The organism is Mycolicibacterium hodleri, assembly GCF_025822245.1.
Lineage (GTDB): Bacteria > Actinomycetota > Actinomycetes > Mycobacteriales > Mycobacteriaceae > Mycobacterium > Mycobacterium hodleri.
In genome coordinates this window covers 71,506-92,746 of record NZ_JACKTL010000061.1, presented here as the reverse complement: position 1 = coordinate 92,746, position 21,241 = coordinate 71,506, and the positions used below count along the sequence as shown (strand labels likewise).

At 69.3% G+C, this 21,241-nt stretch carries 21 protein-coding genes; 15 read left to right on the top strand and 6 right to left on the bottom strand.

Going from position 1 to position 21,241, the window contains the following annotated elements; genetic code table 11:
- The 4 genes from infB to H7J06_RS25615 form a co-directional block, all read left to right on the top strand.
- The coding region (gene infB / locus H7J06_RS25630; RefSeq protein WP_264042216.1) for a translation initiation factor IF-2 at positions 1–2,202 on the top strand (2,202 nt) is incomplete at its 5' end.
- Positions 2,203–2,718, top strand: coding sequence for a 30S ribosome-binding factor RbfA (rbfA, locus tag H7J06_RS25625; protein ID WP_264042215.1), 516 nt, complete (start codon positions 2,203–2,205; stop codon positions 2,716–2,718). It begins immediately after the preceding gene.
- On the top strand, positions 2,693–3,694 hold the full coding sequence (locus tag H7J06_RS25620) for a DHH family phosphoesterase (RefSeq protein ID WP_264042214.1): 1,002 nt from the start codon (positions 2,693–2,695) through the stop codon (positions 3,692–3,694). The genes rbfA and H7J06_RS25620 overlap by 26 nt, the downstream gene beginning before the upstream one ends.
- A gap of 17 nt (positions 3,695–3,711) precedes the next feature.
- On the top strand, positions 3,712–5,022 hold the full coding sequence (locus H7J06_RS25615) for an MATE family efflux transporter (RefSeq protein ID WP_264042213.1): 1,311 nt from the start codon (positions 3,712–3,714) through the stop codon (positions 5,020–5,022).
- A gap of 3 nt (positions 5,023–5,025) precedes the next feature.
- On the opposite strand, the gene H7J06_RS25610 is transcribed toward H7J06_RS25615, so the two are convergent.
- Both H7J06_RS25610 and H7J06_RS25605 read right to left on the bottom strand, forming a co-directional pair.
- Entirely contained in the window at positions 5,026–6,705 is a 1,680-nt protein-coding gene (locus tag H7J06_RS25610; RefSeq protein WP_264042212.1) for a sulfatase-like hydrolase/transferase, read from the bottom strand.
- A complete protein-coding gene (locus tag H7J06_RS25605) occupies positions 6,706–7,473 on the bottom strand; it encodes an enoyl-CoA hydratase (protein ID WP_264042211.1) in 768 nt (255 codons plus the stop codon).
- Positions 7,474–7,512: 39 nt separating this feature from the next.
- Between H7J06_RS25605 and H7J06_RS25600 the strand changes: the two genes are divergently transcribed.
- Together H7J06_RS25600 and H7J06_RS25595 are read left to right on the top strand one after the other, a co-directional pair.
- Positions 7,513–7,779: a DUF2277 domain-containing protein gene (locus tag H7J06_RS25600; protein ID WP_264042209.1), complete on the top strand. Its 267-nt coding sequence runs from the start codon at positions 7,513–7,515 to the stop codon at positions 7,777–7,779.
- Positions 7,776–8,324, top strand: a complete 549-nt coding sequence (locus H7J06_RS25595; protein WP_264042208.1) for a DUF1802 family protein — start codon at positions 7,776–7,778, stop codon at positions 8,322–8,324. The genes H7J06_RS25600 and H7J06_RS25595 overlap by 4 nt, the downstream gene beginning before the upstream one ends.
- Here H7J06_RS25595 and H7J06_RS25590 read toward each other — a convergent pair.
- Complete coding sequence (locus H7J06_RS25590) at positions 8,313–9,977, bottom strand: CocE/NonD family hydrolase (protein WP_264042207.1); 1,665 nt, start codon at positions 9,975–9,977, stop codon at positions 8,313–8,315. The two genes, H7J06_RS25595 and H7J06_RS25590, sit on opposite strands and share 12 nt — an antisense overlap.
- 31 nt (positions 9,978–10,008) lie before the next feature.
- The gene (locus H7J06_RS25585; protein WP_264042225.1) at positions 10,009–10,593 is read right to left on the bottom strand and encodes a DUF3558 domain-containing protein; all 585 of its coding nucleotides are present in this window, start codon (positions 10,591–10,593) and stop codon (positions 10,009–10,011) included.
- A gap of 143 nt (positions 10,594–10,736) precedes the next feature.
- Between H7J06_RS25585 and pptH the strand changes: the two genes are divergently transcribed.
- Genes pptH through truB form a run of 3 tightly spaced genes read left to right on the top strand, consistent with a single transcriptional unit; the run spans position 10,737 to position 13,242 of the window.
- Positions 10,737–11,696: an ACP phosphodiesterase PptH gene (gene pptH, locus H7J06_RS25580; protein ID WP_264042205.1), complete on the top strand. Its 960-nt coding sequence runs from the start codon at positions 10,737–10,739 to the stop codon at positions 11,694–11,696.
- The gene (pptT, locus tag H7J06_RS25575) at positions 11,693–12,358 is read left to right on the top strand and encodes a 4'-phosphopantetheinyl transferase PptT (protein WP_264042204.1); all 666 of its coding nucleotides are present in this window, start codon (positions 11,693–11,695) and stop codon (positions 12,356–12,358) included. The genes pptH and pptT overlap by 4 nt, the downstream gene beginning before the upstream one ends.
- Positions 12,355–13,242 (top strand): tRNA pseudouridine(55) synthase TruB, encoded by an 888-nt coding sequence (truB, locus tag H7J06_RS25570; protein WP_264042203.1) that lies wholly within the window; start codon positions 12,355–12,357, stop codon positions 13,240–13,242. Before pptT ends, truB begins: the two co-directional genes overlap by 4 nt.
- A gap of 7 nt (positions 13,243–13,249) precedes the next feature.
- Here the strand turns inward: truB and mntR are convergent, their stop codons facing one another.
- Positions 13,250–13,948, bottom strand: coding sequence for a manganese-binding transcriptional regulator MntR (gene mntR / locus H7J06_RS25565; protein ID WP_264042202.1), 699 nt, complete (start codon positions 13,946–13,948; stop codon positions 13,250–13,252).
- Between the two features lie 82 nt (positions 13,949–14,030).
- Between mntR and H7J06_RS25560 the strand changes: the two genes are divergently transcribed.
- From H7J06_RS25560 to bla, 6 genes are all read left to right on the top strand, one after another.
- Complete coding sequence (locus tag H7J06_RS25560; RefSeq protein WP_264042201.1) at positions 14,031–15,014, top strand: bifunctional riboflavin kinase/FAD synthetase; 984 nt, start codon at positions 14,031–14,033, stop codon at positions 15,012–15,014.
- 116 nt (positions 15,015–15,130) lie between these two features.
- Positions 15,131–15,400 carry a 30S ribosomal protein S15 gene (gene rpsO / locus H7J06_RS25555; RefSeq protein ID WP_140688001.1) on the top strand — a complete coding sequence of 90 codons (270 nt, stop codon included), beginning with the start codon at positions 15,131–15,133 and terminating at the stop codon, positions 15,398–15,400.
- Positions 15,401–15,406: 6 nt separating this feature from the next.
- A complete protein-coding gene (gene lppU, locus H7J06_RS25550) occupies positions 15,407–15,886 on the top strand; it encodes an LppU family putative lipoprotein (RefSeq protein ID WP_264042199.1) in 480 nt (159 codons plus the stop codon).
- Between the two features lie 299 nt (positions 15,887–16,185).
- Positions 16,186–18,474 carry a polyribonucleotide nucleotidyltransferase gene (locus H7J06_RS25545; RefSeq protein WP_264042198.1) on the top strand — a complete coding sequence of 763 codons (2,289 nt, stop codon included), beginning with the start codon at positions 16,186–16,188 and terminating at the stop codon, positions 18,472–18,474.
- A complete protein-coding gene (locus H7J06_RS25540; RefSeq protein WP_264042197.1) occupies positions 18,452–19,753 on the top strand; it encodes a M16 family metallopeptidase in 1,302 nt (433 codons plus the stop codon). Before H7J06_RS25545 ends, H7J06_RS25540 begins: the two co-directional genes overlap by 23 nt.
- On the top strand, positions 19,753–20,655 hold the full coding sequence (gene bla / locus H7J06_RS25535) for a class A beta-lactamase (protein WP_264042196.1): 903 nt from the start codon (positions 19,753–19,755) through the stop codon (positions 20,653–20,655). The genes H7J06_RS25540 and bla overlap by 1 nt, the downstream gene beginning before the upstream one ends.
- On the opposite strand, the gene H7J06_RS25530 is transcribed toward bla, so the two are convergent.
- On the bottom strand, positions 20,652–21,218 hold the full coding sequence (locus tag H7J06_RS25530; RefSeq protein WP_264042195.1) for a DUF4334 domain-containing protein: 567 nt from the start codon (positions 21,216–21,218) through the stop codon (positions 20,652–20,654). The two genes, bla and H7J06_RS25530, sit on opposite strands and share 4 nt — an antisense overlap.
- Between the last annotated feature and the right edge of the window lie 23 nt (positions 21,219–21,241).

Below are 21,241 nucleotides of genomic sequence, written 5' to 3'. Positions count from 1 at the left end.
GGCGGACCCCGCCCGGGTGCGACCCCCGGCAACATGCCTCCCCGTCCGCCCGGCGCACGGCCAGGTGCGGCCGGTCGTCCCGGCGGACCTCGCCCCGGCCCGGGTGCTCGTGGACCCGGCGGCGGCGGCGGTCGTCCCGGTGGTCCCCCCGGTGCAGGTGGCGGCGGTAACTACCGCGGTGGCGGCGTCGGTGGCGCCGGTGCCCCAGGTGGCGCTCCCGCCGGTGGTTTCCGTGGTCGCCCAGGTGGCGGTGGCGGCGGAGGCCGCCCCGGTCAGCGCGGTGGCGCAGCAGGTGCGTTCGGTCGTCCCGGTGGCGCCGTCCGCCGTGGTCGCAAGTCGAAGCGGGCAAAGCGCGCCGAATACGAGAACATGCAGGCGCCGGTCGTCGGTGGCGTGCGGTTGCCGCACGGCAACGGCGAGACCATCCGGTTGGCCCGCGGTGCCTCGCTCGTCGACTTCGCCGACAAGATCAACGCCAACCCGGCCGCTCTGGTCCAGGCGCTGTTCAACCTCGGTGAGATGGTCACCGCCACCCAGTCGGTAGGCGACGAGACCCTCGAGCTGCTCGGCGGCGAGATGAACTACGTCGTGCAGGTCGTGTCCCCGGAGGACGAGGACCGCGAGCTGCTGTCGTCGTTCGACCTCACCTACGGCGAGGACGAGGGCGGCGAAGAGGACCTCGAGTTCCGTCCGCCGGTCGTCACCGTCATGGGCCACGTCGACCACGGCAAGACGCGACTGCTGGACACGATCCGCAACGCCACCGTCCGCGAGGGCGAGGCCGGCGGCATCACCCAGCACATCGGCGCCTACCAGGTCCTCACCGAACTGGACGGCAACGAGCGACTGGTCACCTTCATCGACACGCCTGGTCACGAGGCGTTCACCGCCATGCGTGCCCGTGGTGCGAAGGCCACCGACATTGCGATCCTGGTGGTCGCCGCCGACGACGGCGTCATGCCACAGACGGTGGAGGCCATCAACCACGCGCAGGCGGCCGACGTGCCGATCGTGGTGGCGGTCAACAAGATCGACAAGGAGGGTGCCGACCCGGCCAAGATCCGGGCGCAGCTCACCGAGTACAACCTCGTCGCAGAGGAGTACGGCGGCGACACCATGTTCGTCGACATCTCGGCCAAGCAGGGCACCAACATCGACGCGCTGCTCGAAGCGGTGCTGCTGACGGCGGACGCCTCGCTCGACCTGCGGGCCAACCCCGACATGGAGGCCCAGGGTGTCGCGATCGAAGCGCACCTTGACCGCGGCCGTGGTCCCGTGGCCACCGTGCTCATCGCGCGCGGAACGCTGCGGGTCGGTGACTCGATCGTCGCCGGCGACGCCTACGGACGTGTTCGACGGATGGTCGACGAACACGGCGAGGACGTCGAGGAGGCGACCCCGTCGCGTCCCGTCCAGGTCATCGGCTTCACGTCGGTGCCGGGTGCCGGTGACAACCTGCTCGTCGTCGACGAGGACCGGATCGCCCGCCAGATCGCCGACCGGCGCAGTGCGCGCAAGCGCAACGCGCTGGCCGCTCGTAGCCGCAAGCGCATCAGCCTCGACGACCTCGATGCCGCGCTGAAGGAAACCAGCCAGCTGAACCTGATCCTCAAGGGCGACAACTCCGGCACCGTCGAGGCGCTGGAGGAGGCCCTGCTGGGCATCGAGATCGGCGACGAGGTCGAGCTGCGCGTCATCGACCGCGGTGTCGGTGGCGTCACCGAGACCAACGTCAACCTGGCGTCGGCGTCCAACGCCATCATCATCGGGTTCAACGTTCGCGCGGAGGGCAAGGCCACCGAGCTGGCCAACCGCGAGGGCGTGGACATCCGGTACTACTCGGTGATCTACCAGGCCATCGACGAGATCCAGGCAGCGCTCAAGGGCATGCTCAAGCCGGTCTACGAGGAGAAGGAACTCGGCCGTGCCGAGATCCGGGCGATCTTCCGGTCGTCGAAGGTCGGCAACATCGCCGGCTGCCTCGTCACCTCTGGCGTCATCCGCCGCAACGCGAAGGCGCGTCTCATCCGGGACAACGTCGTCGTGGCCGAGACGGTCACCATCTCCTCGCTCAAGCGGGAGAAGGACGACGTCACCGAGGTGCGAGACGGCTACGAGTGTGGTCTGACGGTGACGTACAACGACATCAAGGAAGGCGACGTCATCGAGGCGTACGAACTCGTCGAGAAGGCACGGGCCTAAGTGGTCGACGAGGGGCGGGCACGCAAGCTGTCCAAGCGAATCGCCACCATCGTCGCCTCGGCCATCGAGTTCGAGATCAAGGATCCGCCCTTGGCCTTCGTGACCGTCACGGACACGAAGGTCACGGGCGACCTCCACGATGCGACGGTGTTCTACACGGTCCGGGGTGAAACCCTGGACGAGGAGCCGGATTACGAGGGTGCGGCCGCGGCATTGGAACGTGCCAAGGGCGTGCTGCGGTCCAAGGTCGGGGCCGGCACGGGTGTTCGGTTCACGCCGACGTTGACGTTCGTCCTCGACAAGCTGCCGGACACGGCACGCGACATGGAGGACCTGTTGGCGCGCGCGCGTCAGGCGGACGCCGATCTGGCGCGCATTCGGCAGGGTGCCACTCCGGCCGGTGACCCAGACCCGTACCGTGTGACGGGGGCGGAGGACGTGGCCGGGGGGCCCGAGGACAACACTGACGTGCTCGACCCTGAGGACACCTATGACCGCGATCGACCCGAAGACTGAACTATCTCGGTCATCGTTGCGCGTCGATGGTCGGGGAGCTGCAGAGCTGCTCGACGCGGCGGACACGGTCAGCGTGGTGTGCCACGTCTTTCCTGACGCCGACACCATCGGCGCCGGTCTGGCCTTGGCGCTGGTCCTCGAACGGGCCGGCAAGCGCGTCGAGGTCGGCTTTGCCGCCCCGTCGGACCTGCCCGAGTCGCTGCAGTCGCTGCCCGGTGGACACCTTCTCGTCGACCCCGACGAGATGCGCGACGACAGCGACCTGGTGGTGACCGTCGACGTGCCGAGCGTGAACCGCCTCGGTGGGTTGTTCGGACTCGCCGAGTCCGGCCGCGAGGTCTTGGTGATCGACCACCACGCCTCCAACCAGCTGTTCGGTACGGCCAACTACGTCGACCCGTCGGCGGACTCGACGACGATGCTGATCGCCGAATTGCTCGACGCGTGGGGCAAGCCGCTCGACGAGCGGGTTGCCCACTGTCTGTACGCCGGCCTGACCACCGACACGGGATCGTTCCGGTGGGCCAGCGAGCGGGCGCACGAGATGGCTGCGCGCCTCCTGCGGCTCGGGGTCGACAACGCCTCGATCAGCCGCACGTTGCTGGACACCCACCCGTTCTCCTGGCTTCCGATGCTGTCGCGGGTGCTGGCGTCGGCGCAATTGGTGCCGGAGGCCGCTGCCGGTCGCGGTCTGGTGTATGCCGTTGTCGGACACCAGGATTGGTGTGACGCCAGGCCCGAGGAGGTCGAGAGCGTCGTCGACATCGTGCGCACGACGGCCCAGGCCGAGGTGGCGGCGGTGTTCAAGGAGGTCGAGCCGCAGCAGTGGACGGTGTCCATGCGCGCCAAGTCCGAGGTCGACTTGGCGGCGGTGGCAAGCGGTTTCGGCGGTGGAGGTCACCGGCTCGCCGCGGGCTACTCGGCGGTTGGGCCGGTGGACGCCGTGGTGAAGGCGCTGACCGATGCCCTTGGCTGAGACCCTCAGCGGGCGCTTTGGCTGAGCGGGTCACCGGCCGTCGCATCGCCGGGTTGGCGTTGCCCGCACTCGGGGTGCTGGCCGCGGAGCCCCTGTATCTCCTGTTCGACATCGCCGTGGTCGGTCGGCTCGGCGCGGTGGCCCTGGCCGGTCTGGCCATCGGCGGTCTGATCCTGTCGTTGTTGTCCTCGCAGCTGACGTTCCTGTCCTATGGGACGACGGCGCGGGCCGCCCGGTTCTTCGGGGCCGGTGACCGTGCGGCGGCCGTCGGCGAGGGCGTGCAGGCCACCTGGCTCGGCGTCGCGCTCGGAACGGTCGTCGTCGTGGTGGTCCAGGCGGCAGCGGTACCGATCCTGGCGGTGATCGCCGACGGCGGCGAGATCGCCGACACGGCCCTGCCCTGGGTGCGGATCGCCATCTTCGGCGCGCCGGCGATCCTGATTTCCTTGGCGGGCAACGGGTGGATGCGAGGTGTGCAGGACACCTCGCGGCCGCTGCGGTACGTGGTGGCCGGCTTCGCGGTGTCCGCGGTGCTGTGCCCGGTGCTGGTGTACGGCTGGCTCGGGGCGCCGCGGCTGGGCGTGAGCGGGTCGGCGGTCGCGAACCTGGTCGGCCAGTGGCTGGCGGGGCTGCTGTTCTGCCGGGCGCTGCTGGCCGAGGGGGTGCCGCTGCGGGTGGACCTCGCGGTGCTGCGCGCCCAGGTCGTGATGGGCCGTGACCTGGTGGTCCGCACGCTGGCGTTCCAGGCCTGCTTCGTCTCCGCCGCCGCGGTGGCCGCTCGCTTCGGTGCGGCGGCGGTCGCCGCGCACCAGGTGGTGCTGCAGCTCTGGAGTTTCCTTGCGCTGGTGCTGGATTCGTTGGCGATCGCGGCGCAGTCCCTGGTCGGGGCGGCACTCGGGGCTGGCCTGCTGGCGCATGCCAAGTCGGTCGCCTGGCGGGTGACCGTCTTCTCGACCATCGCGGCGGCGGTGTTGGCCGCGACGTTCGCGGTGGGGGCCACGACGTTGCCCCGGCTGTTCACCTCCGACGAGTCGGTTCTCGACGCGATCGGCGTGCCGTGGTGGTTCTTGGTGGCGCAGTTGCCGATTGCCGGGGTGGTCTTCGCCCTCGACGGGGTGCTGCTCGGCGCGGGCGACGCGAAGTTCATGCGCAACGCGACGCTGGCCAGTGCGCTCGTCGGGTTCCTGCCGTTGATCTGGCTGTCGCTGATCTACGGGTGGGGGCTGGTCGGCATTTGGTCGGGCCTGACCACGTTCATGGTGCTGCGACTGGTGTTCGTCGGGTGGCGCGCGTTCTCGGGCCGGTGGCTGGTGCCCGGCACCCACTGACGGTCACCCGCCGCGTGCCGCCGTCACCTGCTGCATGTTGGCCAGTCCGAGCTCCTGCGCCTGGTGCAGCGCGGCGGGCAGCGGCGCCTGGACTTCGGCTCTCACCTCGGTGTCCAGCAGTCCTTGGAGCTTTGGCTGCAACGCGCTGCGCCCGGCGAGGTTGTCGACCTCCCGAAGGCCGTCCGGGGTCGAATAGTCGTACAACTCGAGCTCGACCTCGCGGGAAGGGTCGACCGTCATCCCGCCGGGCTTCCAATGGGAGTACACGCCGAACTTCGCCGCCGGGGTGCGGACCGCGACGATGTGGCTGGGCGCGTTGGTGGGGACCTGGCCGGGTGTCGCGGTGGGTGGGGTCGCGGCCGGCATGCCCGCCGCCGTCATCATGGCGGCCATCTCCTCTACGGAGATGTCGTCGGTGACGTGGGCGATCCAGGGCCGACCCCGTGCGGCCGCGCTCGCGGCGATTCCGGCGATGTCGGCTCGGCTGGCGAGGTGGGCGAGGCGGGAGTCGCCGCGCCATCCGTTCCCGCCGGCGCCGATCGTCAGCAACAGCGGTGCGAGGTCCACGCTCGACGTCAGCTGCGTACGCACCTCTCCAGGGGTGGGGGTGAGACGACTGGCGGGGTCCCGGACGTAGAGCGGCACCCGGATCGCCTCGTCGTAGATGGCGGCGCCCTTGCCGCGCATGCCGTGGGAGCCGCCGTATTCGCCGTGATCGGAGGTGAAGACGACGACGGTGTTGCGGTCGACGTCGGGGCGGGAGGCCAACGTGTCGAGGACCCTGCCGATCTGGCGGTCGACCTGCTGCTGCAGCCACAGGTAGACGTCCAGACCGCGCGCCCACTGCCTCTCGACGTCGGGGCCGGCGTACGGAAGCGCCCCGGCCAGCAGTGGCGCGACGAAGTCGACGTAGTCGACCTGCAATCGTGGCTTGCCGTGTCGCCGGAGATCCTCGGGTGTCTCGAAGTTCGGCGGTTTCGCGTCGAACACCCGCGGGACGTCTTCTGGCAGCGGGGTTTTCGGCCACCACATGATGTCGTGCGGGTTGACCAGGGAGACGGTCGTGCACCAGGGTCCGTCGGCGGCGTGGGCGTCGAACCACTCGACGAACTGGTCGGTGATGCCAGGGTCTCTGCGCAATCCCTGATTGGGTGCGCCGTTGGGGGAGGGGTAGGTGCCGCCGGAGAACCCGTGGGCGTCGAGGCCGTCGGGCGTGGTGTCGGCGGCCGCTCCGAGATGCCACTTGCCCCACCACCACGTGCGATAGCCCTGCTCGCGCAGCATCGTGCCCCAGGTGGGGAACTGCGGGGCGAGGCTCGACTCGCTTGGGCCGTCGCCGGTGTAGAGACAACCGGTCTGATGCGAGTACAGCCCGGTGGTCAGCACCCCCCGCGACGGGGTGCAGGCATTGGAGGCGGTGTAGTGCGCGCCGAAGGAGACGCTGCTCTGCCGCAGCCGTGCCAGGTTGGGCAGCAGCGCGTCGAGCTCACCGGCGCCGGGAAACCACTGCGGTGCCCGCATCTGGTCGACGACGACGACCAGGATGTTGGGCTTGTCACCGCCCGATGCGGCGGCATCCGTGCGGCCCGGCCGGCGGAGGAACTCGTAACCACAGAACGCGACGGCCCCACCGGCCGCGACTGCGCCGCGGGTCAACAACGTCCGCCGGCTGATGTCCGCCATTCAGCGGACCTGGGTGCGGCCGCGTTCGAGCACCCCAGCCCGGCTGGCGGCGACGTCGTCCCCGGTGGTCACCGCCATCCACCGTGTCGCCGAGGTGGCCTCGATCCACAAGCCGGCGTGGGTCTGCTGTTCGTCGATGCGGTGATAGGACTCGAGCAGCGCCCGGACGGCCTTCTGGTTGTTGCCGACGATGGAGGCGGCGACCGTGCGAGCCGCGGGCAGCAGGTCGGCGTGGCCGACGACCTCGGTCACCAGCCCGGCCCGCAGGGCGTCGTCGGCGGAGAGGTAGTCACCGGTCAGGCTCATCCGGCGGGCCATGCCGATCCCGACCTTCTGCGGCAGCCGCACGCTCAGGCCCCACGTCGGCAGCAGCCCGACCCGGGCGTGGGTGTCGGCGAACCGCGCCTTCTCCGAGGCGATCAGGATGTCGCAGTACAGCGCCAGCTCCAGACCACCGGTGACCGCGGCTCCGTTGATCGCGCCGATCACGGGCTTGCTCATCGCCGGCCACTTGGGCGAGATGTCGGGCAGCTGGGTCGTGTCGCCGAGTTCCTTGAGGTCGAGGCCCGCGCAGAACACGGGGTCGGCACCGGTGAGGATCACGAGGTCGACCGCGTCGTCGGCCTCCGCCTCGTGCAGCGCCGAGTAGAACCGGGTGCGCAGCTCCGAGGACAAGGCGTTGCGGGCTCGAGGCCGGTTCAGGGTCAGGGTGCGCACCCGGTCGGTGGTGTCGACCAGCAGAACGGATTCGGCGTCGGTGCTCGGCATGCCTTCACCGTATCGACCGCCCGACCTATCGTTGACGGCATGTGCCGGAACATCACCGAACTGCGCGGCCTCGAGCCGTCCGCGACGGCCGAGGAGATCGAGGCCGCATCCCGTCAATACGTCCGCAAGGTCAGCGGCATCACCCGGCCGACGGCCGCCAACGCCGATGCCTTCGAGGCCGCGGTCGCCGAGGTGACCGCGACGACGACGCGGCTGCTGAGCGCGTTGCCGCCGCGCCGTCAGCCGCCGAAGACGGTGCCGCCACTGCGGCGGCCCGAGGTGCGGGCCCGGCTCGCTGCGACGTGAGCACACCGGCGCTCAAGGAGTGGAGCGCGGCCGTGCACGCCATGCTGGACGGCCGTCAGACGGTGCTGTTGCGCAAGGGCGGCATCCACGAGAAGCGCTTCGACGTCGCGGCAAGCGAGTTCGTGTTCTTTCCGACCGTCGCCCACGGGCACGCCGACCGCGTCCGTCCCGAACATCGCCACCTGCTCGAGACCGCCGGGCCGGACAGCACGGAGGACGACGTGGTGCTTCGGGCGGGCGCGAAGGTCGTCGCCGCGGTCGCCGTCGACCGGCTGGACGGGCTGGAGGAGTTGGCCGACACCCACATCTGGACGTCGGAGTCGGTGCGGTCGGATCGGGTGGACTTCCGCCCCAGGCACCGGCTGACGGTGCTGGTCGTCCAGGCGCGTCCGCTGCTCGATCCGGTGCGGCTGCCGCGAGACCCCGCCTACGCGGGCTGCAAGAGCTGGGTCGACGTGCCGGTCGCGGTGAGGTGGGGCGACCCCGTCCACGACGACGCGGTGTTGGCGGCGGTCGTCGAACGGGTCAGGGCGTCAGTGGGCTGACGGGGGTTGCGACCCGGCCGGGAGCACAAGCCGGGACACTCCGCCCGCACCGTGGTGAATGGTGTGTCGCTGGGGGGTGAACGTGGTGCCGGAGATCGGCGGTTCGTCGGTGCCGAGGTTGCGCACGAATCGGGGATGCGAGCCCCCTGCGACCAGCACCCGCAGCCGCGACCCCGCCGGGAAGCGGTGCGCGACGGCGTCGAGGGTCAGTCGGAGGGCGCCGGAATCGGTTGTCTGCCTGATGAATCCGTCGGTGACGTTGACCGAACTTCCGTCGGGGTCCACCTGGCTCAGCCGAACGAAGACGTCGTTGTACGGGTTGTCGCACGAATGCGACAGCTCGATCACGGGACTGCCGACGAGGTACAGGTCGGCGGCCAGGGGGTCGCCGGTGAAGTCGAGGACGTCGCGGCGCAGCGAGAGGCGCGTGTCGTCGCGGTACCCGCCTTCAGGCGAGAGCAGCCGGCCGCCGATGGTGGGGGTCGGGTCGGCCGGGTCGAAGGTGAACGCCGACGGGGGCGCCGACTCCTCGGGCGCGACGTCGGAGAGCCGGTGTGCGGGATGCAGATACGTCACCAGTTCGGGCATCGTCGGCGGCCACGTCTCGAGGTCGAGCCAGCCGCCACGGTCGACTCCGCCGTGGACGTGGGCTCGCACCGGGCGTCGGGTGGGCGCCGGCTTGCCTGCGAGGTGTTCGTCGAGCCATGCCAGCGACTCCCGCAGGACCGTGGGGGCGCCCTTCGTCATCACCTGGGTGTGGGTCCACGAGCCGACGGTCAGCGCCGTCGTCACGCCGCGGTCACGCAGCCGTGCGAACTGGGCCAGCGTCTGGTCGAGGAACAGGTCCTGCCAGCCGCCGAAGAGCAGCACCGGAACGTCGACGCGGTCGAGCGCGTCGGTCAGCCGCAGGGGTTCCCAGAACGGGTCGTCGCGGTTGGGGTGTTCGACCCAGGACTCCCACCACGGCGCGCCCGCGCCCAGCAGGGTGCGCCCGGACGGGCCCATCGGTGCCTGGTTGGCGGAGTGTGCCACCCGGCGCCGCGACCGGCCCTGCTGCAACGCCCCGGCCAGCCGGCTCCCGTCCTCCTGGTGCGACATCATGTCGCTCCAGCCGAGGAAGTCGTTGACGGTGAAGGAGCCGGTGCCCCAAGCGGATTGGCTGAAGTCGTGGGGGCCGACGGTGATGACCGCGGCGGACAACTCCGGCGGCGGGTCCATCAGGATGGCCCACTGGGTGAAGCCGAGGTAGGACAGGCCGACGGTGGCGAACGACCCGGTGAACCAGGTCTGGTGGCGCAGCCATTCGACGGTGTCCGCACCGTCGGCCACCTCGTGGATCATCGGGGTGAACTCGCCGCCCGACCCGAACGTGCCCCGCACGCTCTGGATCACCACGTGGTACCCCCGGGCGGCGTACACGGTGCCGAACAGGGTGGAGAAGGGAAAGGCGCGGCCGTAGGGGCAGCGCACGAGCAGCGTTCCCGCCGGCGCGGCGGTCCGCGGCGCGTAGTGGTCGGCGACGAGGTCGACGCCGTCGCGCATCGGCACCCGCAATCCGCGCAGCACGGTGAAGTCCGTCGTCGGCGGGGGGAGGTGGAGAACTCGGCTCAGGGTGTGCGAGGCGATGCGCTTGGCGCTCAGTCGGGTAGCCACGGCAGCCACGTTACGCACCGGCGCGGTGCGCTCAGAACTTGTAGAACGGCACCAGCTGCTGGGCGCGCTGCAGGTTGGTCTGCATGCAGTCGACGTCGTCGGCGCTGTAGACCGGGGCGTAGAACAGCGACTGCTGCAGCACGCCGTAGCTGGTGTCGAAGGCGATCATGCAGCTGAACCAGAAGCGGTTGTTGCGGTCCGACGGCTTCAGGATCCAGTACTGCGCGGCGCGGTGGCCGGCGATGTCCATCTCGACGGCGTCGGCGGGCAGCGTCTGCTCGTAGGTTCGCCACACGAACGCCTCGACGGCCATCTGATAGTTGCCCGCGTCGTAGTGGCAGCGCAGGCCGTCCTCGTGCTCCGGCGGGGTGAAGCCCAGGCCCAGACCGTTGATCACGTCGATCGGGATGTCCTCGCACGGGTCGAACGGGCGCGGGTCGGTGGTTTCGATCACGGGCCACTTGATGCTGCTGGACACCCCGCTGATGGGCAACGACGTGGACCGCAGCTCCACGGAGCCGGCGTCGGCCGGGGTGATCGGGTTGGTCTGCCAGACCACGATCACCGCTGCGACCAGGGCGCACATCGCCGACAGCAGGCGCATTCTGCCGACCACGCCACCCCCGGCGGCATGGGTTCCGCGCTCGTTGTCCATTGGCGGGAGTGTACAAGTCCCGCGTCGGCGTCCGGGCCAAAAAGCAGAACACGTTCTAGTTGCCGGGTGAGATTCGCGGCGCGGCGCACGTAGGCTGGACCGTTGTGTCTCCGCTGTCACAAGACCGTCGCCATCCCACGCTCTGGGCGATCAGCGATCTCCACATCGGCCATACCGGCAACAAGCCCGTCACCGAGTCGCTCCACCCGTCGTCCCCGGACGACTGGTTGATCGTCGCGGGTGACGTCGGCGAGCGGACCGACGAGATCCGGTGGTCGCTGGATCTGCTGCGAAAACGCTTCGCCAAGGTCATCTGGGTGCCCGGCAACCACGAGCTGTGGACCACCGCCAAGGATCCGATGCAGATCTTCGGCAAGGCGCGCTACGACTACCTGGTCAACATGTGCGACGAGATGGGCATCGTGACCCCGGAGCACCCGTATCCGGTGTGGAACGACGAGGGCGGCCCGGCGACCGTCGTGCCGATGTTCCTGCTCTACGACTACTCGTTCCTGCCCGCGGGCACGGCCACCAAGGCCGAAGGGCTGGCGATCGCGCGGGAGCGCAACGTGGTCGGCACCGACGAGTTCCTGCTCTCGGCCGAGCCGTACGCCACCCGCGACGCGTGGTGCCGCGACCGCGTCAAGGTCACGCGCGACCGGCTCGAAGACCTGGACTGGTTGACGCCGTCGATTCTGGTCAACCACTTCCCGCTGGTGCGCGAGCCCTGCGAGGCGATGTACTACCCCGAGTTCGCGCTGTGGTGCGGCACCACCGCGACGAAGGACTGGCACACCCGGTACAACGCGTTGTGCTCGGTATACGGGCACCTGCACATCCCACGCACCACGTGGTACGACGGGGTGCGGTTCGAGGAGGTCTCCGTCGGATATCCGCGAGAGTGGCGCCGCCGCAAGCCCTATCGGTGGATGCGCCAAATTCTGCCCGACCCGCAGTACCCGCCCGGTTACCTCAACGACTTCGGCGGTCACTTCGAGGTCACTCCCGAGATGCGCGCCAACGCGGAGAAGATGCAGGAGCGGATCAGGAGCAGGCGAGCATGACGGGCAAGCTGCTTTCGAACGTCGTACCCGCGGTGATCGCCTCGGCCGAGTTGTACGCCGACCCGCCCGATCTGACGCCGCTGCCCGAGGAGGAACCGCTGATCGCCCGCTCGGTGGCCAAGCGGCGCAACGAGTTCGTCACGGTGCGCTACTGCGCCCGCCAGGCGCTCGGCGACCTCGGGCTGCCGCCGGTGCCAATCCTCAAGGGGGACAAGGGCGAGCCGTGCTGGCCCGACGGGGTGGTCGGCAGCCTCACGCACTGCGAGGGTTTCCGCGGCGCCGTCGTCGGGCGGGCGGGTGACGTCCGCTCCGTCGGCATCGACGCCGAGCCGCACGCCGTGCTGCCCAAGGGCGTGCTCGACGCCATCAGCCTGCCCGAGGAGCGCAGTGAGCTGGCGGCGCTTCCCGGTGGGCCTCACTGGGATCGAATCTTGTTCTGCGCCAAGGAGGCGACGTACAAGACGTGGTTTCCGTTGACGCACCGGTGGTTGGGTTTCGAGGATGCGCACATCACCTTCACCGTCGACGGGTCGGGGAGCGCGGGCGGCTTCGAATCGCAAATCCTGGTCGACCCGCAGGCCGAGTCGGGGCCGCCGCTGACCTCGCTGTCGGGTCGCTGGTCGGTCGACGACGGTCTGGTGCTGACGGCGATCGTGCTGTGAGCCCGGTCGAGCCCGGACTCGTCGTCGTCGACAAGGCCGCCGGAATGACCAGCCACGACGTGGTCGGCCGGTGCCGCAGGCTGTTTGGCACCCGCAAGGTGGGACACGCCGGCACGTTGGACCCGATGGCCACCGGGGTGCTGGTGGTCGGCGTCGAGCGCGCCACCAAGATCCTCGGTCTGCTGACCGCGACGGAGAAGTCCTACGCCGCGACCATTCGGCTGGGTCAGACGACCTCCACCGAGGACGCCGAGGGCGACGTGCTGCAGACGGTGTCGGCCGAGCACGTCGCCGACGCGGAGATCGAGGCGGCCGTCGCCGGACTGCGGGGTGAGGTCGACCAGATCCCGTCGTCGGTCAGTGCGATCAAGGTCGACGGCCAACGCGCCTACAAGCTGGCTCGGGAGGGCAAGGTGGTCGAGTTGGCCCCGCGCCGGGTCCGGATCGAGCGCTTCGAGGTGGTCACGGTGCGCCGGCTGGACGGATTCGTCGACGTCGACGTCGAGGTCGACTGTTCGTCGGGCACCTACATTCGGGCGCTCGCGCGCGACGTCGGGGCGAGACTCGGCGTCGGTGGACACCTCACCGCGCTGCGCCGCACCCGGGTGGGCCGCTACGGGCTGGCCGAGGCACACACCCTCGAACGACTGGCCGAATCTCCGCAGCTGAGTTATTCGTTGGACGAGGCGTGCCTGCTCGGGTTTCCCCGCCGCGATCTCACCGAGGCGGAGGCGGAGTCGGCGTCGAACGGGCGGGCGTTGGCCCCGGGCGGGATCGACGGGGTCTACGCCGCGACCGCCGCCGACGGTCGGGTGATCGCGCTGCTCTCCGACGACGGAGCCCGGACGAAGTCCGTCGTGGTCATCCGCCCGTCGACGCTGTAGCGGCCGCTCAGACCACCCAAATCGCCTCGGCCGCAGGGTTTCCCAGGTCGACGGTGGTCGTCGCCGTGGCTGCGCTCCCCGGCTGTTCCACGCCGACCGAGATCATGCCGGCGAAGTCGCGGCGCGCCAGCACCGTCACCCGGGCGTCGAGGCTGATGCCCACGCTGTCGAAGTAGCGGAGCATCTCCGGGTCGGCGTCGGAGATGCGTGCCACCGTGGCGGTGTCGCCGTCCCGGCACATCGACAGCTGGCGGGCGTCGGGCGTCGGCACCCTGCCGTCGCGGGCGGGGATCGGGTCGCCGTGGGGGTCGCGGGTCGGGAAACCGAGCTTGGCGTCGATGCGGTCGAGCATCCGGTCGGACACGGCGTGCTCGAGCACCTCGGCCTCGTCGTGCACCTCGTCCCAGCCGTACCCGAGTTCGCGCACCAGGAACGTCTCCATCAACCGGTGGCGACGGACCATCGCCAGCGCGGCGAGGCGGCCGGCGTCGGTGAGCGTCACGGCGCCGTACTTCTCGTGGTCGACCAGTCCCTGGTCGGCCAGCTTGCGAATGGACTCCGAGGCCGTGCTGGCCGACACCCCGATGCGTTCGGCCAACATCTTGGTGCTGACCTTGTCGACCGACCACTCCTGGGCGGTCCAGATCACCTTCAGGTAGTCCTCGGCAACCGATGACAAGTCGCGAGCAGTGTCGTCGGGGCTCATAATCAGAGAAGTTTAGGCAATCGGTCCGCCATCCGGGCATCTGACGGTGCCGGGCGCCGCGGGGCGTCGTAGGCTTGCCGTCGTGCAGCGCTGGCGGGGCCAAGACGAGATCCCCACGGACTGGGGCAGGTGCGTCCTCACGATCGGTGTGTTCGACGGTGTCCACCGAGGGCACGCCGAACTGATCAACCACGCGGTGAAGGCGGGCAGGTCCCGCGACGTGCCGACGGTGCTGATGACGTTCGACCCGCATCCCATGGAAGTCGTCTTCCCGGGCAACCATCCCGCTCAGCTGACCACCCTGACCCGGCGCGCCGAGCTGGTCGAGGAGATGGGCGTCGACGTCTTCCTCGTCATGCCGTTCACCTCCGACTTCATGAAGCTGACGCCCGAGCGCTACATCCACGAACTGCTGGTCGAGCGGTTGCACGTCGTCGAGGTCGTCGTCGGCGAGAACTTCACCTTCGGCAAGAAGGCCGGGGGCAACGTCACCATGCTGCGCAAGGCCGGCGAGCGCGCCGGGTTCGCGGTGGAGAGCATGTCCCTGGTCTCCGAGGTCTCCGACACCGGTCGCGACGGGACCGTCACGTTCTCCTCCACCTACATCCGATCCTGCGTCGACGCCGGTGACGTCGTCGCCGCGGCGGAGGCGCTGGGTCGGCCGCACCGCGTCGAAGGGGTCGTGGTCCGCGGTGACGGCCGCGGCAGGGGGCTCGGGTACCCGACCGCCAACGTCGCACCGCCGATGTACTCGGCGATCCCCGCCGACGGGGTCTACGCGGCGTGGTTCACCGTCCTCGGGCACGGACCCGTCATGGGCACCGTCACCCCGGGGGAGCGGTACCAGGCCGCCGTCTCGGTCGGCACCAACCCCACCTTCTCCGGCCGCACCCGGACGGTGGAGGCGTTCGTCCTGGACACCGAGGCCGACCTGTACGGCCAGCACGTCGCCGTCGACTTCGTCTCGCGCATCCGCGGACAGGAGAAGTTCGACTCGGTGGACGACCTCGTCGTGGCCATGGACCGTGACACCGCGCGGGCCCGTGCGGTCCTCGCGCAGTCCTGAGGATTCGGTTCTCCCGTCTCGGCGCTGTTAGACTCCCCGACGGCCCAGCGTGTGCTGCAGTTCGCGGCGGCCACGCCTTAGTCATCATTCGCGAACCCATGGATGGAGTTAGTGTCATGTCGCTCACCACAGAGCAGAAGAAGGAAATCCTCGGCCAGTACGGCCTGCACGAGACCGACACCGGATCGCCGGAAGCCCAGATCGCGATGCTGACCAAGCGCATCTCCGATCTGACCGAGCACCTCAAGATGCACAAGCACGATCACCACTCGCGCCGCGGCTTGCTGCTGCTGGTCGGTCGTCGTCGTCGTCTCCTCAAGTACATCGCCCAGGTCGACGTGGCGCGGTACCGCTCCTTGATCGAGCGCCTGGGCCTGCGCCGCTAGCCTTCGGTGAAGGCCCTGCTCGCGGCCGTCGCCGTGGCGACGGCGCTGGCAGGGTGTTCACCCGCGGCGGCCGCCGACGTCCAGGTGGGTGACTGCCTCGAGGTCGGTGGTCCGCCGGACCGGCCGGAGACCGCCCGCGTGCAGTGCGGCAGCCCGGAGTCCAACTTCCGCGTCGTCGACGCGGTCCAGAACACCGACGAATGCCCCGCCGACGTCGACACGTATTACTCGACGCGGAGTTCGTTCAGCGGATCGGGTTCGACCATTTGCATGGACGTCGACTGGGTGGTCGGCGGGTGCATGAGCGTCGACCCGGAGAACGGTCGTGACCCCGTCCGGGTCGACTGCGCGGATCGTTCCGTACCGAATCGTCAACGTGCCACCCAGATCATCGCGGACGTCGCCAACGTCGACCAGTGCGCGACCGGCACCGGATACGCCTACGACGAGCGCCAGTTCACGGTGTGCGTCGAGGACGTGTCGTAACGGCCCCAGCGGCGGGTTCGATGATTGCCGCGGTGTAACATGGACATGTTTTGAGCCTGTTCTGGCTCGAACGTCGGTGCGGTTCGCGCATATCCGCGGGCACCGTTCCAGTGCGTCACCGGCAGGACCCGTCTCTTCAATGGGCGGTCTTCGGTAGTGGCTGCCGGAGCCCCCGAGACAGGGGAGGCTCCGACCGCTTCGATCGACGGCCGTCGTAATTCCCGGGTTCTCCTGCGTGTCGCGCGAAAAAAGGGGTGCGAATGCGCACCACACGAGAACCAAAGAGGCCTGACACACGTATGTCTGCAACTGAAATAGAAGACGGCGTCTTCGAATCGACCGCCGTTATCGACAACGGGAGCTTCGGCACCCGCACCATTCGCTTCGAGACCGGCCGGCTGGCCAAGCAGGCCGCCGGTTCCGTCGTCGCGTACCTCGACGACGACACCATGCTGCTGAGCGCCACCACGGCGAGCAAGCAACCCAAGGACCACTTCGACTTCTTCCCGCTCACGATCGACGTCGAAGAGCGGATGTACGCCGCTGGCCGCATCCCCGGCTCGTTCTTCCGTCGTGAGGGCCGTCCCTCCACCGACGCGATCCTGACCTGCCGCCTGATCGACCGGCCGCTGCGCCCGACGTTCATCTCCGGTCTGCGCAACGAGATCCAGGTCGTCGTGACGATCCTGAGCCTCGATCCCAAGGATCTGTACGACGTGCTGGCCATCAACGCCGCGTCGGCGTCTACCCAGATCTCGGGCATCCCGTTCTCCGGTCCCGTCGGTGGCGTGCGCGTCGCGCTCATCGACGGCCAGTGGGTCGCGTTCCCGACGGTCGAGCAGCTCGAGGGCGCCGTGTTCGACATGGTCGTCGCGGGTCGCAAGACTGCCGACGACGTCGCGATCATGATGGTCGAGGCCGAGGCCACCGACCGGGTCATCGAGCTCATCGCCGGTGGCGCGGGTGCGCCCACCGAGGCCGTCGTGGCCGAGGGCCTCGAAGCCGCCAAGCCGTTCATCGCCGCCCTGTGCGACGCCCAGAAGGAACTGGCCGACAGCGCCGCCAAGCCGGTCGCCGACTACCCGGTGTTCCCGGACTACCAGGACGACGTGTTCTACGCGGTGTCCTCGGTGGCCACCGACGAGCTGGCCAAGGCGCTCACCATCGCCGGCAAGGAAGAGCGAGACGACCGCACCAACGAGATCAAGGCCGAGGTGCTCGATCGCCTGGCCGAGACCTACGCGGGTCGTGAGAAGGAGATCGGCGCGGCGTTCCGCTCGCTGACCAAGAAGCTGGTTCGGCAGCGCATCCTCACCGACCACTTCCGCATCGACGGCCGTGGCATCACCGACATCCGCGCGTTGTCGGCCGAGGTGGCCGTCATCCCGCGTGCGCACGGCAGCGCCCTGTTCGAGCGTGGCGAGACCCAGATCATGGGCGTCACCACTCTGGACATGGTCAAGATGGCCCAGCAGATCGACTCGCTGGGACCGGAAACCTCCAAGCGCTACATGCACCACTACAACTTCCCGCCGTACTCGACCGGTGAGACCGGCCGCGTCGGTTCGCCCAAGCGTCGCGAGATCGGCCACGGCGCGCTCGCCGAGCGCGCCTTGATGCCGGTGCTGCCGAGCATCGAGGAGTTCCCGTACGCCATCCGTCAGGTGTCGGAGGCGTTGAGCTCCAACGGTTCGACGTCGATGGGCTCGGTGTGTGCGTCGACCCTGTCGCTGCTGAATGCCGGTGTGCCGCTGAAGGCTCCGGTCGCGGGCATCGCGATGGGTCTGGTGTCCGATGACGTCGAGGTGGACGGCAAGACCGAGCGTCGCTTCGTCACCCTGACCGACATCCTCGGCGCCGAGGATGCCTTCGGCGACATGGACTTCAAGTGCGCAGGCACCAAGGACTTCGTCACCGCGCTGCAGCTCGACACCAAGCTCGACGGCATCCCGTCCAAGGTGCTGGCCGGTGCGCTCGCACAGGCCAAGGACGCTCGCATCACCATTCTCGAGGTCATGGCCGAGGCCATCGACGAGCCCGACGAGATGAGCCTCTACGCGCCGCGGATCACCACGATCAAGGTGCCGATCGACAAGATCGGCGAGGTCATCGGGCCCAAGGGCAAGATGATCAACTCGATCACCGAGCAGACGGGTGCGTCGATCTCGATCGAGGACGACGGCACCGTGTTCGTCGGCGCCTCCAACGGCGAGGCTGCGCAGGCCGCGATCGACCTGATCAACGCCATCGCCAACCCGCAGCTGCCCAAGATCGGTGAGCGGTTCCTCGGAACCGTGGTCAAGACCACCGACTTCGGCGCATTCGTGTCGCTGCTGCCCGGTCGTGACGGCCTGGTGCACATCTCGAAGTTGGGTCGCGGCAAGCGCATTGCCAAGGTCGAGGACGTGGTGAAGGTCGGCGACAAGTTGCGCGTCGAGATCGCCGACATCGACAACCGCGGCAAGATCTCGCTGGTTCTGGTCGCCGAGGAGTCCGACGCCGCCGAGGCATCTCCGGAGCCCGTCGACGCCGACGTCACGACGGATACGGGTGCCGAATCCGCCGATGCCGCGACAGCGAGCAACTAACCACGTCCGCCGCAGCACACTGCCGGGCGGACTCCGGGTAGTCACGGAGTTCGTCCCGTCGGTGCGCTCGGCGTCCGTGGGAGTGTGGGTGGGTGTCGGCTCGCGCGACGAAGGTCAGAGCGTGGCCGGCGCCGCCCACTTCCTGGAGCATCTGCTCTTCAAGTCGACGCCGACGCGCTCGGCGGTGCAGATCGCCCAGGCGGTCGACGCGGTCGGCGGTGAGCTCAACGCGTTCACCGCCCGCGAGCACACCTGCTACTACGCGCACGTCCTGGACACCGACCTCGAGTTGGCGGTCGACCTGGTCGCCGACGTGGTGCTGCGTGGTAGGTGCGCCGCCGAGGACGTCGAGGTCGAGCGCGACGTCGTGCTCGAAGAGATCGCCATGCGCGACGACGATCCCGAGGACACCCTCGGAGACGTCTTCCTGTCGGCGATGTTCGGGCACCATCCGGTGGGCCGCCCGGTGATCGGGAGCGTCGAGTCGATCTCGACGATGACTCGTACACAACTGCATTCGTTCCACGTGCGGCGCTACACACCGGAACGCATGGTGGTCGCGGTGGCCGGCAACGTCGACCACGACCAGGTGGTCGCGTTGGTGAGGGAGTACTTCGGTCCGCGTCTGCGCACGGACCGTGAACCCGTGGCGCCCCGCAAGGGCACGGGTCGAGTGCCGGGCCGGCCGAGTCTGCAACTGGTCAACCGCGACGGCGAGCAGACGCACGTGTTCCTCGGCGTGCGGACGCCCGGCCGGCACTGGAATCACCGCTGGGCGCTGTCGGTGCTCAACGGTGCGCTCGGTGGCGGGCTGAGTTCGCGCCTTTTCCAACAGATCCGGGAGACGCGCGGCCTGGCCTACTCGGTGTACTCCAGCATCGACACCTTCTCCGACTCTGGTGCCCTGTCGGTGTACGCGGCCTGTCTGCCGGAACGCTTCGACGAGGTCACGCAGGTCTCCTCGGACGTGCTGGCCGAGGTGGCCCGCGACGGGATCACCGACGCCGAATGCCGGATCGCCAAGGGCTCGTTGCGCGGTGGTCTGGTGCTCGGACTCGAGGACTCCGGTTCGCGGATGCACCGGATCGGCCGAAGTGAACTGAACTTCGGCAAGCACCGGACCATCGACGAAACCTTGGCGCTCATCGACGCCGTCAGTCTCGAGGAAGTGAATGCGGTGGCACGCCAACTGTTGAGCCGTCCCTACGGCGCCGCGGTGCTCGGCCCGCACCGCTCCAAGAAGTCACTGCCGCAAGCACTTCGGTCGATCGCCGGCTGATGGGGTCGGCCATCTCACGACGCGGACTGCTGGTCGGCGCGGGAGCCTTGGCCGGTCTGGCGGTGGCTGCGGCGACGCCCACCCAGGCCGAGCCGACCGACGGCGCCCGCGTGGTCGCCGACTCGATCACGGCCCTGGAGAACCGGTTTGGCGCGTTCGTCGGTGTCTCGGCCGTCGACCTCGACAGCGGTCGGCAGGTCGACAACCGTGCCGACGACCCGTTCGCCATGTGCTCGACCTTCAAGGTCTACGCGTCGAGCCGGGTGCTTCAGCTGGATCAGGCCGGGGCCGTGCACCTGAGCGACGCGGTAAGGATCGACGCCGCGGACGTCGTCGCGAATTCACCGGTCACCGAGCAGCGCGTCGGTCAGACGATGACGATCGGCGAACTGTGCGAGGCGGCGCTGCAGCGCAGTGACAACACCGCCGGAAACTGGCTGCTGCGCATCATCGGCGGGCCGCCCGCGGTCACCGACTTCGCGCGCACGCTCGGCGACGACCGGACCCGGCTCGACCGCTGGGAGACCGCACTGAACTCCGCCGTGCCGGGCGATCCCCGGGACACCAGCACGCCCCGCGCGCTCGGCGTCGGCTTCCGGCGCCTGCTGACCGGCGACGTCTTGGCGCCTGCGCAGCGCGGTCGACTCGAGCGCTGGATGCGCGGCAACCAGACCTCCAGCCTGCGCGCCGGCCTGCCTGCCGGGTGGACCAGCGCCGACAAGACGGGCGGCGGGAGCTACGGCAGCACCAACGACGTCGGCGTCGTCTACGGTCCCGACGGCCGACGGGCGGTGCTGTCGATCATGACCAGGTCGCAGGCCGACGATCCCGACGCTGGTGATCTACGGCCGCTGGTCGGCGAGGTCACCAAGGTGGTACTGCCGTACCTGTCGGCGGGCTAACGGACGCGCAGCGATTCGTCGCGCCGGAGCACGAAGAAGTAGGGCCGGGTGGATCCGCGAAGGTCCATGGCGCCGAGCACGGTTTCGGATCCGGGCGCATCGTCGAGCAACCGGAACACGTCGTTGATCGGGAGCTGGTCGTAGACCATCGTGGCGGTGTCGACGCCGCGGTACCGCGTCGCGCGCAGCCGCGCCTTGGGGGCGGTGGTGCCGAGCACCGGCTTGAGCTTTGCGATGGCACCGGAGAAGTCGCGGCTACGGATTCCGGGGACGCGGGTGGCCACGCCGAGTCCGCCGAAGGCCAGCGCGGGGTTGAGCGCCCACAGCGCCGAACCGTCGGCGGTCGGAAACAGCAGGGGATGGACGGTCTCGGCGTCGACGAACTGCTTGCCCCACCACCCGCTGGCGGCCAGCATGCCGTCCAGCGGGTGGTTCGTCGGCAGCTCGGCCCCGTGCCAGGTGCCGACCATGAAGTCCGGCTCGACGGCGGGCGCGGCGTCGTAGATCGCCAGCGCTTCGGTCGCGGTCGTGGGCGCGTCGGGCAGAACGTCGGTGAGCAGCATGCCCACAGCTTACTTGACAGGTG

Coding starts and splice junctions, on each gene's coding strand:
- H7J06_RS25620 (WP_264042214.1), top strand. CDS start 2,693: ATGACCGCGATCGACCCGAAGACTGAACTATCTCGGTCATCGTTGCGC.
- H7J06_RS25610 (WP_264042212.1), bottom strand. CDS start 6,705: ATGGCGGACATCAGCCGGCGGACGTTGTTGACCCGCGGCGCAGTCGCG.
- H7J06_RS25605 (WP_264042211.1), bottom strand. CDS start 7,473: ATGCCGAGCACCGACGCCGAATCCGTTCTGCTGGTCGACACCACCGAC.
- H7J06_RS25600 (WP_264042209.1), top strand. CDS start 7,513: ATGTGCCGGAACATCACCGAACTGCGCGGCCTCGAGCCGTCCGCGACG.
- pptT (WP_264042204.1), top strand. CDS start 11,693: ATGACGGGCAAGCTGCTTTCGAACGTCGTACCCGCGGTGATCGCCTCG.
- mntR (WP_264042202.1), bottom strand. CDS start 13,948: ATGAGCCCCGACGACACTGCTCGCGACTTGTCATCGGTTGCCGAGGAC.
- rpsO (WP_140688001.1), top strand. CDS start 15,131: ATGTCGCTCACCACAGAGCAGAAGAAGGAAATCCTCGGCCAGTACGGC.
- H7J06_RS25545 (WP_264042198.1), top strand. CDS start 16,186: ATGTCTGCAACTGAAATAGAAGACGGCGTCTTCGAATCGACCGCCGTT.
- H7J06_RS25540 (WP_264042197.1), top strand. CDS start 18,452: ATGCCGCGACAGCGAGCAACTAACCACGTCCGCCGCAGCACACTGCCG.
- bla (WP_264042196.1), top strand. CDS start 19,753: ATGGGGTCGGCCATCTCACGACGCGGACTGCTGGTCGGCGCGGGAGCC.
- H7J06_RS25530 (WP_264042195.1), bottom strand. CDS start 21,218: ATGCTGCTCACCGACGTTCTGCCCGACGCGCCCACGACCGCGACCGAA.